Below are 11,971 nucleotides of genomic sequence, written 5' to 3'. Positions count from 1 at the left end.
CTTCAAAGTTTACTCGGAGCCATCCGGCTGCCCTATCCGGCCTCCTGTCGACGCACCATTTCGTTGATCCATGCGGGTGCGAACGGCGAGGTGCAGCCGGGGGAGGTCGGGTAGTCCTTCAGCACCTCCAGCCGCTCGCCGATCTCCAGCGCCCTGGTGCGGTGTTCGGGGTGTGCGATCCCGATCTGGGCCAGGCAGGTATTCATGGCCCACTGCAGGCGGTCCGGTGCGTTCTTCATCTCCGTCTCGATGACATCCAGAAGAACCGGCAGGTCAAGCCCATCGGGGTTCTTCGCCACCCGGTCCGCGGTCAGCGCCCAGCCTGCGCCGGCGACCACCGGATCCGGATCAGCAAACCAGGTGAGGCGCAGATCCTCCGCGTGCGGATTCTTCTTCACCACGTAGCTGATGAGCCAGTCCTCGACTTTGGGTGCGCGTGCCGTGCGCAGCATCGTATCCAGCTCATCCGGTCGGAGTGTTTTGGGGCGGCAGATCAGAATCGCGAGGAGCCTCGCTGCGGTGTCGTCTGTCTCCCAGAGCTGAGAGGCCAGCACCTCCTGCGTCTTCAGGCGCTTGGCGAGCGCACGCAGCTTGCTGAGGTTCACTCCGTGGTCATCGCCGTGCCTGAGGTTCACCGCGCGCATCTTCGGGTCCTCGAGCGCGGCAAGCTCGGCCATTACCTCATCGACCGTCGTCTCCGCGTGCTTTGCTTCAACCATGGTGGTCTCCTGTCCTTGTGTGCCGGATCCAGCCTATGACGAACGTGAAACTGGGCCATGACCGTCACCGGGCGCCGTGGCGTGGGCGGCGGGTCCGGCCGCGTGGATCAGCCGCGCGGCAACGGTGATGGCGTGTTCCTGGAGTGCGAGAGGTTCGAGGATGTCAAAATCGAAGCCAAGAGCCGCGACATGCATCAGAGGCCATTCGAGCGAATCTGCGCCGAACCGCATAATGGTGCGTCCGGCGTCGTCCTCGAGTTCAGCGATATTGGGCGGGACCAACTGGCTGACATCTGCAACAGAGGCGTGAATCCGAACCACCACGTCATGGCTGTACGGCGAACGTGTGATGGATTTTTGCACGTAGCCGGCAAGATCGCTGGCAGGAAGGGGACGTCCGGGAAATCTGTCCCGGGGCGAGGGCACGCTCCGGCACCGGTCCACGCGGAACGTCCGCCAGTCCTGCCGGCCGGTGTCCCACGCCACGAGATACCACCGGCGGCCGGTGTCCACCAGACGAACCGGCTCAACGACCCGGCGGGAAGATTCACCGTCATGGCGTTCATACCGGAAGACCACCACCCGACGCTCCGTAATGGCGGCTGAGAAAGCAGTGAGCACTTCCGGATTGACCGGTGTGCTGACCGCAGCCATCCGGGTGACGGCGGTCCGCAGTCCGGCGAACTTCGGCCGTAGCCTGCCGGGAAGGACCTGTTCCAACTTGGTGAGGGCTCTCACCGACGCTTCACCGAGGCCCGAGACAGGACTCGCTGTGACGGCACTCAAGCCGATGGCAACGGCGAGGGCTTCGTCATCATCGAGGAGCAGCGGAGGCAGTTGGGCACCCGCGCCCAACTGGTATCCGCCGGCGATGCCCGGGGAAGCGTGAATAGGGTAACCGAGGGTGCGCAGCTTGCCGATGTCCCTGCGGACGGTGCGCTCGGTGACGGACATCCGCTCCGCGAGGGCAGGCCCAGTCCACTCGCGCCGGAGTTGAAGCAGGGAAAGAAGCTGCAGCAGCCGCGCCGAGGTTTCCAACATGACACCACGGTACCGATCCATGCGGACAGTTGCTGTCCGCAATGCTTTCTACACTGGAATGGTCCCCACGCACGGAAGGAAATATCAATGGACATTCGCAGGGAGCTGACCGACCAGCTTCAATGGCACTGGAAGAATCACGCGCGGCCACGATTGGAAGGGCTGGGTGATGACGAGTACTTCTGGGAGCCCGTACCCGGTAGCTGGAGCGTGAGGCCGCGCGGCACGGGCACAGCACCGCTGCAGGTCGGCAGCGGAGACTATACGATCGACTTTGCCGTTCCTGAACCGGCGCCGGCTCCAGTCACCACCATTGCCTGGCGGCTTGGCCACATCCTGGTCGGCGTGCTGGGAGGGCGGCTGGAGTCGCACTTCGGCGGTGTGCCGGTCAGCTACGAAACGTATGAGTACCCGGGTACAGCTGTCGCGGCTCTCGAACAATTGGACGGCATGTACGCGCACTGGCACAGTGCTGTGTCCGCACTGTCACCCGATGCCCTGGAGCGGCCGGTGGGACCTGCCGAAGGTCCGTTTGCAGAGGCTCCCATGGCTGCGCTCATACAGCACATCAACCGTGAGATGATCCATCATCTTGCCGAGATCGCGCTGCTGCGGGACCTTTGGGCGCATGGACTTGGCAGGGATGCTAGATTCGCCGCAACGTCCTGACCAGCCAGAACGTCCACGCTGCCAGGACAATGCAGGCGATAGTGACGAGCACCGGTTGAGTTCCGGCGTCCTGCACGAGCAGGGCGACGGCCGCCGCCGGCTGCACAAGCATCTGAATCTTCCCGGCGCGAACAAGGAACTTCAGCGCCGCCGCTGTGCTCAGGTCTGTCCGTCGCGGGATGCCGAGCAGCAGGGCGTAACACACGAAAAGCAGATGGAGTCCGGCGGCATAAGGGAAGACCGCCCAGGATCCACTCGGAACGATCGCCGCATAGCTGCCGACGATCAACAGGAGTGATCCAAGAGGTAGCAGGACGAATGGAACCAGCACCGAAGCCGCGAAGAAAGCCAGCGGCAGAAGTACCAGGGCAGTGTTCTGCCATAGCGACAGACCGAGCACGGCAGACAGTGCGAAGGCGAAGATCCGCAGCCAACCCGCCGAAAATGAGGGGCCGATATTCAGCGATCGGTCGGCCTCCGGCGGGCGTGTACTCAACCTGCCACTCATACCGGTCCGCCTACCGCGGACCGGTAGCTCCCGGTCGGCCGACGCAGCGACGCCAACCCCGTTTCGAGGGGAAGTTGTCCGGGAATCGAGTCCAACGCGCCGCCCGCGGCGATCGATCCTCCGCCGCGGTAGCCAAGAACCGCCATCCCGGACACCGCCACAGCATTCATCACTTCGCGGCGTCTTAGCAGCACGAGGCACGAGGCCCGGCGGCCGGAAGGGGAAACGGCGCTGCCTTCCAGCGCTGGAAGAATGTCCACACCGATGACCCGGTGACCTGCCGCCTGCCACAACCCCATGAGTCTCGCCGGTTCCTCGTCAGTAAACGTGCTCATCACGTAGATGAGGGAACCTGCCGGCGCGCCGGGATCGCGTGAGGACTGCTCGGGCCGTCCGGACGCCGTCATCAGGGCGAGCTGGGTGCGGATCAGTTCAAGCTGCCGGTGCCCGCCCGTGGCCCGCACGGGCCAATGCCTGGCGGAGAGATCGTTCAGCCCTACCCGGTCACCCGCAGCAAGATAGGACGCGGCGAGCAGTGTTGCTGCTTCCCGCGCGAGGTGGAGCGAGCTGAGCGCGTTCACAGGTTCAGTGCGCAGCGGGAACCAGGCGCGGAGCCGGGCGGGATAGTCGTGTGCCGTATCCAGAACGAGGTGGACGCCCGCTTCGGAGCGGGCGTAGGAGCGGCGGACGAAGAGGCGGTCTTCATTCGCTGACTGGCGGGCCGTTGCCCGCCAGTCGATGCGTCGCAGCTGGTCCCCGGGACGGAACTCGTCAATGCTCCGAAGCTCCCCGCCGTCTCCGATGCTTCGAGAGGTATGCTCGCCGGTGCGGCCCTGCAGACGGTGAGGCAGTGGAAGCAGCCTGGCTTCGCGAACCCGCGGCAGAACGGTCAGCCGCACGGGCTCAAGCTCCCGGGCCTCCTGACGCATGACGCCGTCAAGGGTCAGCGCGGCCGCCCCGACCGTGAGCACCCTCGCTCGGCCTGACCGCGGAACGGGAACCGAAACAGCGAATGGCCCGCCGAGAAGCACAAGGGCGGAGACAGCTGGACCTCCCGCGGCAGCGGCCTGAATCAGCGCGATGCCGCTTGGACCGCCGGAGGCCACGCGGAAGGTGCGGCGTCCCTCGTCGGACTCTCCAGGGTCCGGCTCGATCCCGAACGTCGTTGCCTCCATACCAGCGGAGGATCGTGCCTGACCGGCCGGCGGCGGCCGGAGTGCGCTCCACCCTGAGGCGGCGGCAAAAGCGAGGGGAAGACCAAGCACGACGACGTCTGGCCGGCCCATGAACAGCCCGACGACGACGCACACCATCATGGTGATCGAGGCGAGACTCCACTGACCTCCGGGGCGGAAGCCGCCCTTACCGCTCATGGGCCGACGCGGTGGTTGGAGTAGCCACCCGGTCCACAACTTCTGCAACGACGTCCACTGCCCGTATGCCGCGTGCCCATGAACCGGGCGTCAGGGTCAACCGGTGTGCAAGTACGGGTTTGGTTCCCAGCTTGATGTCCTCGGGAAGGACAAACGCCCGGCCGTCCATGAGCGCCAACGCACGCCCCAGCAGGACCAGCGCCTGTGAACCGCGAGGGGAGGCTCCCACATCGACGGCATCGTGCGTGCGGGTCGCGGCGGTGACCCGTACCGCATAGTCAATGACGTCGGGATCGACGTCAACGCGGTTGACCGCCCATTGAAGCTCCAGGAGTTCGCCGGGCTTCAGCACGGTGCGTACAGCGGTGGCCTCCGTGCCCCGGGCGAGGCGGCGGCGAATGATGTCCTGCTCGGCCGACGGCTGCGGATAGCCGACGTCGACACGGATGAGGAACCGGTCCAGCTGCGCCTCGGGTAAGGGATAAGTGCCCTCGAATTCAATCGGATTAGCAGTAGCGAATACGTGGAATGGCTGATCGAGGACAAGGGTGCGGCCCTCGACCGACACCTGGGCTTCGGCCATGGCTTCCAGGAGTGCTGATTGCGTCTTGGGTGAGGTGCGGTTGATCTCGTCCGCCAGCAGCAGATTGGTGAAGACGGGACCGGGCACGAAGTCGAACCGGCGTTCGGCCGGGTCGAAGATGGAGGAACCCGTGACGTCGGAGGGCAGCAGGTCCGGCGTGCACTGCAGTCGTCGGAATTCCAGTCCCAAAGCCTGCGCCATGGTTTTTGCGGCGAGCGTCTTGCCGAGTCCGGGCAGGTCCTCGAACAAGACGTGCCCGCCTGCGAGAACCGCTCCAAGTGTGAGTTTGAGCGTGGTGTCCATTCCGACCACCACGGTTCCGATCTCGCTCAGGACGTTCCCGCATCGAGCTGCGGCTTCTTCAGGCGGGAGGCCTCGCGTCATAGATAATCCTTCGGTGGTTGGGGGACCTGGCGGGAATCGGGCAGCTGGCCCGGACCCGCCAGGACCAGCTGCTCCAGCTGGTCCATTGCGGCGTCGAACACCCCTGTGTCAATCACGGCTGACGGGTCCGTTCCCCGCCGGGCAGCGAGGAGGGTACCAAGCGGTCCTCCAATGGTGGAAGGGTCCATCCGCCGCGATTCAAGCACTCGAGCTGCCACGTCGGCCAACTGGTTGACCGCGCGCGCGCCCAGCCCGGATCGGGAGCCGGACAGCGAAAATTCGAGTGCCTGCACCTCGGCCAAACCTTTCGACCGCGGCCGCGTGCTCAAGGCAGGCAGGCGATCGGCGTCAAGGTTGTCAAGGATGCCGTTCACCGCACCGGCCGTGAATGCCGCTGTCACCAGGACCGCGGCGTGCGCAGGATCGAGGGTGAGGAAGATCGAGGACGCGAGGGCGAGCACCACAAGCAGGGCGGTTACCCTCCACTGTCCCGCGGTCACGGGTAATCCCTCCGTACCGAAGGACGGAGCGTTGGCCGGCCGGGCCGGCGAGCTGCCGGATCGTGATTACTGACGGCCGCACTGATGGCAGCGAGGCTCGTCCGTGCGCTGTCAAGGTCTTCTTCAGTCATCCGGGCGCCGGCGTTGACGCCGAACCGGGCCCGGTCGTAGAGGCGACGCAGAACAGCGACGTGGGCCGCCGGTGCGCTGAAAGCCGTGAGTACCCGTCCGGCATATTCCGACGTCGTTTCCTGGCGTATTCGCGGCAGGCCGGCAGCCGAAGTTGCGCGCTCAAGCGCGAGCCAGCAGGCAACGGCCGCGTTCCTCGAATCGGCTGGCCCATACAGTTCTGCTTCGGCGCGCGCGAGACCGTCGACGACGACGCCCCGGTCAGCCTCCCGACTCCCGGCAGCGCTGGAATCATGCACGTAGTCAACCTGGTCCGCGTACGGCAACCTCTCGCGGCGAAGGGATACCAGGAAGGAAACGAGGTAGAAGGTGCAGACGAGCAGAACGATCGTGAAGATCACAACAGGCAGCGAGGAACCCGTTGCATCAGGAAGCTCCCGCGACTCGTCCTGTGCAGACTCCGTGCTGGAGGGGGTGGGCTCAGCGGTGGGAAGAAGGGCGCCATTGTTCAGCTCCAGATCAGGAGCCACAGCGCTCAGCGGGCCAACGAAACCGGCCGCGACCATAACAAGGAGCAAGGTCAGGATGCCGAAAAGCAGGAGGGGTTCGGCGCGCACTGCGGCGAATCTGCGCACCTGCATCAAGGCCTCCCGCGTAACTCGTCCGTGGGATCAGTCTAGGTGGTGCGCTCTGTCCGGGAGCCCGGCAGCTACGAAAAGTGCCCTCGATAGGATTCGAACCTACGACCTTCTGCTCCGGAGGCAGACGCTCTATCCCCTGAGCTACGAGGGCACGGCCAACCGGTGTTAACCGCTGGTCGAAAGGGACTTATGAAGCTTAGCAGGGAAAAGTTGGCGGAACGAAACCCCTGCCGGCAGTGCCGGAAAAGCGCTAGTAACCGAGGAAAGCGTCGGTTCGGATGGACCTGCCGCCGGCGTCGCGGATGACGGGTTTGGCCCGCGCGAGAGTACTCGGGGAACCCGACAGATAGACGCGCCGCCGGTCAAGGTCCGGAACAAGGGAGCGCAGTTCATCGGCGCTGGGGAAGCTTCCGCCGCCGTGCGTCCAGGCAGCGGGCAGTGGTCCCGGCTCTCCGGGACAAAACAGCACCACCCGGAAGTTGGCCAGCTCGTCGACATGGCCGAGCTCGTCCGGCGCGCTCACAACATAGATGAGGATGATGTCGCGTTCTGCTCCTGCAGGCGAGCGCAGTTGGCTGAGGAACGGCGTGACGCCGATACCTCCTGCGAACAGCATCAGCGGCACTGACGGATCGGCAGGAAGGAGGAAGTCACCCGCAACACTCGTTGCATCGACGTGAGCGCCGGGCCTGAGATTCAGCAGTGCTGCCTTGAAGGAACTGGGCGGGTCCGAGAGTCGCAGGCCAAAACGGACCGTTCCGTCGTCGGACGCTGAACTGATACTGAAGATGCGGCGGAAGCCGCGCCGGTCCGCCCGCGCATGCGGAAGGGTGAGTTCCATGTACTGGCCGGGTTCGAACCGGACGGGTTTGTCCGGAATGAAGGAGACCTCCGCGCTGGTCGGGGTCAACTGCCGCGATCCCTCGAAACGCAGGCGGATGCGCCGCCGCTGGCCCATGCCGAAAGCGACGGCGTTTCCGATCAGCAGGGCGTACTCCGGCCCGAGGAACACCGGCGGGATACTGATCTGCAGCGCCAGTACTACTGCGACGACGCCCGCAACGAGCAACTGCTGCCAGCGCCGGGGCGGGAGGGTCAGCGGTTCGGTCAGCATGAAACCGAGCAGGAAAAGCACGGGGTACGACACAAAGACCAACTGCAGGGCAGCGGCAGGATCAGTGCCGCCGGCGGCGAGGCGCACCACCAGGATGCCGACGGCGAGGACGATGAAGACGGCTCCCATCGGAAGTTTCCGCGTCCGGTAGAGGATCAGGAGCGTGGCGAGGAGCACGAGCGGCAGCATGGCGGGATTGGCTGCCCACCAGGCTGCGGCGCCAAGGCCCAGCAGCGTTACCGCCACTGCTCCGAACGCGGCCGGATTGAAGATGTGCCGCCCGCGGACGACGATGAGGTATTTCGACGCGGACGCCAGGAGCCCCGCCAGCGCAATTCCGGCCACACCGCTGGCGTCGTCAGAGGGGAACATCACGAAAAAGAGCAGCAGGCCGGTGATGACTGAGGATTCCGTGTGCGGGCGCGCACGAAGCATCATCGCCATGACGCGCGTGCCGCCCCACGAGGTGATAACAGCGGTGGCAAAGGTCACGCCGAGTTCCGCCGGTGTGAAGGCAAGAAGCCCGAGGGCAGAGAGGATAAACGCGTACGCCGCCAGGATCAGCAGCAGGATCAGTACGAGCCGATACATGGTGGCGCGGCCGAGGAACGTGTCGAACCTGCTAAGCCACTTCAGCCGTCCGGCCATCTAGAACAACGCTCCTGCCAGGGATAGGGAATACTGCGCGCGTCCCTCGGAGCTGATCCGGACGTAGTCGAAGTCGAACTCGGCCAGCAGTACCTCGGGTGGAACAAGGAAAAGGGCAGTGGCGAGAGCGTCCGCAACCATCGCGTCGTCAGCCAGTACCCAGGTAGCCACCACTGTATCCACGCATTGCCCGGTTGTGGCATCAAGGACATGGTGCAGGCCGTCCGCCCAGCGGCGGCGGTTGGACGCGGATGCGCACAGCGCGCGGTCCTGGAGGTCCACCACGCCGATCGCCGAATCAGCGGTGTACGGGTGCTCCAGGGCGACCCGCAGCGGCGTGGGCCCCCGGTGCAGCATGTCCCCGCCGGCGTCAATGGTGTGCTCCGGGTAGCCTGCGTCGTGCAGTGCTGTGGACACGAGGTCAACGAGTTGTCCTTTACCGGCCGCGCCGACATCCAGGGTCACCGGGCGCTCGGACCGGATTGTGCTCCCGCTCCACTCGAACTGCTCGTCCCAGACAGCCGCCGGCACAGGTCCGCCGTGCGGCACAAAGGAGTAGCCGGCGTCGTACCCCAGTTGTTCAAGGGACCCTCCCACCAGGGGAGACATGGCGCCAGTCGTGAGCCGGTAGAGCATCCGGTAGAGATCGCCCAGCGCCTCACCGGACGGCGGAAGGGTGATGCTGCCGCCCCCGGCGAGCGCCGCTACGAGTGAGTCGGGTCGAAAACGGGAGTAGACGGCGTCGTACTGTTCAACGGCAAGGACGACGACGGCGAGCGCGTTCGCCGACAACTCCGCAGGGGTGTCGATGTGCCAGGCGGTGCCGATGGCGTCGAAGCTGAACCGCTGCCACTGGCCCGCGGGGCTCACTGTGCGGCTTCGCCCTTGATCTGCTCGATGGCGTCGCTGAATCCGCCGCTGGTCAGGGATGATCCGGACACTTTGTCAACGTTCAGTTCACTGAGCGGCATTCCGACGACTTGTTCCGCGATGCCGCTGCTGAATTTGCCCTGGTAGAGCTCCGTGGTGGGATTGCTCGGCATCGGCTCTGTCTGTACGTCGCTGACACTGCCCGATGCGAGCGTGACCGTTACTCCGATCTCCTCCTCACCGCCCGGGGTCTGGTAGGAGCCGGTGGCCGAGTACGTGCCGTCGGCGTAGTCGCCGGTTGCGGACCCCGCGGTGTCCGGTTCCGCTGCGTTGGCGGCATCCCCACCTGCGCCCGGTGCCGGCGTCGGGCTGGCAGCACAGGCAGCCGACCCCAGGAGGGAAACGGCGGCGAGCCCCGTCAGGGCCCAGCGCTGGTATGGCTTGTTTACGGCGGGGGTCACAGAATCTCCTTGGTTTCAGACGCAGCTGGGGCCGGTCTGCGCTCGAAGTACAACGCTAGCGAACTTGATTCGGTTCAGTGCAGTACTCCGGATGGGCCACGGTATGGATGAACCCCGAGTAAGGCGTCCGTCACAGAATCCGGGGGATTAGACCCGCGCCGTTATGCTGGATGAGTGACTCCCGAAGAACTCTCCTCCGCAATCTCCTCATGCCTGAAAGACGCCGTCGCTGCCGGCGAGATCGATGTGGAGCTGCCCTCAGAGGTGCGGGTTGAGCGGCCCAAGAGCCGCGAGCATGGGGACTGGGCCACCAATATCGCGCTGCAGCTGTCGAAGAAGGCCGGAATGAATCCGCGTGCGTTCGCGGAACTGCTCAAGGGCCGCCTGGACGCGCTCGACGGCGTTGCCTCCGTGGAAATCGCGGGTCCGGGATTCCTCAACATCCGAGTGGACGCAGCCGCCGCCGGGGAATTGGCGCGGAACATCGTTGAGGCGGGCCCGGTGTACGGGACCAACTCCGCGCTGGCAGGCCACACAATCAATATGGAATTCGTCTCTGCGAACCCCACCGGCCCGCTGCATCTGGCGCACACCCGCTGGGCTGCCCTCGGTGACTCACTTGCGCGCGTGCTGATCGCGAGCGGTGCGGATGTCACCAAGGAGTACTACATCAACGATGCCGGTACCCAGATGAATAACTTTGCCGCGTCCGTGCTGGCTTCCGTCAAGGGCCGGCCGACGCCGGAGGGCGGCTACCCGGGTGAGTACATTGCCGATCTCGGACGCACGGTGCTCGCTGAGCGCCCCGAGGTCGCGGACCTGCCCGACGACGAAGCGTTGCCTGTAATCCGGGACATTGCCTACCGCGCGCAGATGGATGATATCAAGGAGACCCTGGCGGCTTTCCGTGTCCACTTCGATGTCTACTTCTCCGAAACAGGTCTGCACTCCGGCGGAGCTGTTGAACAGGCGGTGGACCGGCTGCGCGAGCAGGGCCACGTGTTCGACGACGGCGGTGCGGTCTGGCTGCGCACCACCGATTTTGGCGATGACAAGGACCGCGTCCTCATCCGCGCCAACGGCGAGCCGACCTACTTCGCTTCGGATGCCGCGTACTACCTCTCAAAGAAGGACCGCGGTTTCACCGAGAAGATCTACCTGCTCGGTGCCGATCACCACGGTTACATCGGCCGCCTGAAGGCCATCGCCGCCTGCGCCGGAGACAACATGGACGCCAATATCGAGGTGCTCATCGGACAGATGGTTTCGGTGAATGGTGCCCGGTTGTCCAAGCGCGCCGGAAACATCATCGAACTCCGCGATCTCCTCGACTGGCTGGGAGCGGACGCGCTGCGGTACTCGCTCGGCAGGTCTCCCGCTGATTCGGCGATGTCCCTTGATCCGGAGCTGCTGAAGAAGAACACCAACGAAAATCCGGTGTTCTACGTGCAGTACGCCCACGCCCGCACCTGCGCCGTGGCACGCAACGCGGCCGCCGCCGGAGTTGGCCGCTCGGCGTTCGACGCCGGTGCCCTCGACCAGCCGGCGGACAGTGAGCTGCTTGCCCACCTCGGTTCCTACCCGGCCGTTGTGGCGCAGGCTGCGAAGTTCCGTGAGCCGCATCGGGTTGCGCGGCATCTTGAGGTCATTGCCGGTGCGTATCACCGCTGGTATGACGCCTGCCGCGTGACGCCTTTGGGTGATGAGCCGGTCACTGACACCAACCGCACCCGGCTCTGGCTGAATGACGCCGTGACGCAGGTGCTCGCCAACGGCCTCGATCTGCTGGGCGTCTCCGCGCCGGAACGGATGTAGCGTGCCCGCCTCACCTCTGGCTCCCGGCTGGCTTACCTACCCGGCTGACGCCAACGAGCTCAACCCGGCGTTGTGGGCATCCACTGTCACCAGGACGCGAAGCGGCGCCGTGTCCGTGGACGGTGTTTCTGTGACCGAACTCGCTGAGAAATTCGGGACGCCCGTGTACGTGGTATCGGAAACGGATTTCCGCACCCGGGCACGGAACTTCCGGGATGCATTCAATGCTGCATTCCGCGATCTGTGCGGGGGAGTGGACGTCTACTACGCGGGCAAATCATTCCTCTGTTCGGAGGTCGCGCACTGGATATCGGAGGAGGGTCTGCGCCTGGACACCGCGTCCGGTGGTGAATTGTCGGTGGCGGTACGCGCCGGCCTGCAGGGACGCCAGCTGGCACTCCACGGCAATAACAAGTCCGACGCCGAGCTGAACCGTGCGCTCGATCTCGAGGTCGGCCGCATCGTGGTTGACAGCCTCGACGAGCTGCAGCGGGTCGGCGCGCTCGCCCAGGCCCG

At 65.2% G+C, this 11,971-nt stretch carries 13 protein-coding genes and 1 tRNA gene; 3 read left to right on the top strand and 11 right to left on the bottom strand.

The features are described from left to right. Positions 1-32: 32 nt before the first annotated feature. Together P4U43_RS05820 and P4U43_RS05815 are read right to left on the bottom strand one after the other, a co-directional pair. Complete coding sequence (locus tag P4U43_RS05820) at positions 33-719, bottom strand: DNA alkylation repair protein (protein ID WP_277357871.1); 687 nt, start codon at positions 717-719, stop codon at positions 33-35. Positions 720-752: 33 nt separating this feature from the next. After that, positions 753-1,760, bottom strand: a complete 1,008-nt coding sequence (locus P4U43_RS05815) for a helix-turn-helix transcriptional regulator (RefSeq protein ID WP_277357870.1) — start codon at positions 1,758-1,760, stop codon at positions 753-755. Between the two features lie 87 nt (positions 1,761-1,847). Between P4U43_RS05815 and P4U43_RS05810 the strand changes: the two genes are divergently transcribed. Next, positions 1,848-2,429, top strand: a complete 582-nt coding sequence (locus P4U43_RS05810) for a DinB family protein (RefSeq protein WP_277357869.1) — start codon at positions 1,848-1,850, stop codon at positions 2,427-2,429. Here the strand turns inward: P4U43_RS05810 and P4U43_RS05805 are convergent. The 9 genes from P4U43_RS05805 to P4U43_RS05765 all read right to left on the bottom strand — a co-directional run bounded on the left by P4U43_RS05805 (position 2,407) and on the right by P4U43_RS05765 (position 9,640). After that, entirely contained in the window at positions 2,407-2,925 is a 519-nt protein-coding gene (locus P4U43_RS05805; RefSeq protein ID WP_277357868.1) for a hypothetical protein, read from the bottom strand. The genes P4U43_RS05810 and P4U43_RS05805 overlap by 23 nt on opposite strands. A gap of 8 nt (positions 2,926-2,933) precedes the next feature. Continuing rightward, positions 2,934-4,310 carry a DUF58 domain-containing protein gene (locus tag P4U43_RS05800; protein ID WP_277357867.1) on the bottom strand — a complete coding sequence of 459 codons (1,377 nt, stop codon included), beginning with the start codon at positions 4,308-4,310 and terminating at the stop codon, positions 2,934-2,936. Then, positions 4,300-5,277 carry an AAA family ATPase gene (locus tag P4U43_RS05795; RefSeq protein WP_277357866.1) on the bottom strand — a complete coding sequence of 326 codons (978 nt, stop codon included), beginning with the start codon at positions 5,275-5,277 and terminating at the stop codon, positions 4,300-4,302. The genes P4U43_RS05800 and P4U43_RS05795 overlap by 11 nt, the downstream gene beginning before the upstream one ends. Next, complete coding sequence (locus P4U43_RS05790) at positions 5,274-5,777, bottom strand: hypothetical protein (RefSeq protein ID WP_277357865.1); 504 nt, start codon at positions 5,775-5,777, stop codon at positions 5,274-5,276. The genes P4U43_RS05795 and P4U43_RS05790 overlap by 4 nt, the downstream gene beginning before the upstream one ends. Next, on the bottom strand, positions 5,774-6,547 hold the full coding sequence (locus P4U43_RS05785; RefSeq protein WP_277357864.1) for a DUF4129 domain-containing protein: 774 nt from the start codon (positions 6,545-6,547) through the stop codon (positions 5,774-5,776). Before P4U43_RS05785 ends, P4U43_RS05790 begins: the two co-directional genes overlap by 4 nt. Positions 6,548-6,625: 78 nt before the next feature. Continuing rightward, positions 6,626-6,698, bottom strand: a tRNA-Arg gene (locus tag P4U43_RS05780). Positions 6,699-6,797: 99 nt separating this feature from the next. Next, on the bottom strand, positions 6,798-8,309 hold the full coding sequence (locus P4U43_RS05775) for a ferredoxin--NADP reductase (RefSeq protein WP_277357863.1): 1,512 nt from the start codon (positions 8,307-8,309) through the stop codon (positions 6,798-6,800). Continuing rightward, entirely contained in the window at positions 8,310-9,179 is an 870-nt protein-coding gene (locus tag P4U43_RS05770) for an FAD:protein FMN transferase (RefSeq protein WP_277357862.1), read from the bottom strand. It abuts the gene before it with no gap. Then, positions 9,176-9,640, bottom strand: coding sequence for an FMN-binding protein (locus P4U43_RS05765; protein WP_277357861.1), 465 nt, complete (start codon positions 9,638-9,640; stop codon positions 9,176-9,178). The genes P4U43_RS05770 and P4U43_RS05765 overlap by 4 nt, the downstream gene beginning before the upstream one ends. A gap of 174 nt (positions 9,641-9,814) precedes the next feature. Here P4U43_RS05765 and argS point away from each other — a divergent pair, with 174 nt between their 5' ends. Next, the gene (gene argS / locus P4U43_RS05760; protein ID WP_277357860.1) at positions 9,815-11,455 is read left to right on the top strand and encodes an arginine--tRNA ligase; all 1,641 of its coding nucleotides are present in this window, start codon (positions 9,815-9,817) and stop codon (positions 11,453-11,455) included. Position 11,456: 1 nt separating this feature from the next. After that, positions 11,457-11,971, top strand: a 515-nt coding sequence (locus P4U43_RS05755) for a diaminopimelate decarboxylase family protein (RefSeq protein ID WP_404800708.1), incomplete at its 3' end; no start/stop codon positions are given.

The sequence above is a fragment of the Arthrobacter vasquezii genome, from assembly GCF_029455255.1.
Classification (GTDB): Bacteria; Actinomycetota; Actinomycetes; order Actinomycetales; family Micrococcaceae; genus Arthrobacter_D; species Arthrobacter_D parietis.
This window is presented reverse-complemented; position numbering and strand designations above follow the sequence as displayed.

Bases quoted from the DNA above. Each gene is read 5' to 3' on its own strand.
- P4U43_RS05820 (WP_277357871.1), bottom strand. From the start codon at position 719: ATGGTTGAAGCAAAGCACGCGGAGACGACGGTCGATGAGGTAATGGCC.
- P4U43_RS05815 (WP_277357870.1), bottom strand. From the start codon at position 1,760: ATGTTGGAAACCTCGGCGCGGCTGCTGCAGCTTCTTTCCCTGCTTCAA.
- P4U43_RS05810 (WP_277357869.1), top strand. From the start codon at position 1,848: ATGGACATTCGCAGGGAGCTGACCGACCAGCTTCAATGGCACTGGAAG.
- P4U43_RS05800 (WP_277357867.1), bottom strand. From the start codon at position 4,310: ATGAGCGGTAAGGGCGGCTTCCGCCCCGGAGGTCAGTGGAGTCTCGCC.
- P4U43_RS05795 (WP_277357866.1), bottom strand. From the start codon at position 5,277: ATGACGCGAGGCCTCCCGCCTGAAGAAGCCGCAGCTCGATGCGGGAAC.
- P4U43_RS05785 (WP_277357864.1), bottom strand. From the start codon at position 6,547: ATGCAGGTGCGCAGATTCGCCGCAGTGCGCGCCGAACCCCTCCTGCTT.
- P4U43_RS05775 (WP_277357863.1), bottom strand. From the start codon at position 8,309: ATGGCCGGACGGCTGAAGTGGCTTAGCAGGTTCGACACGTTCCTCGGC.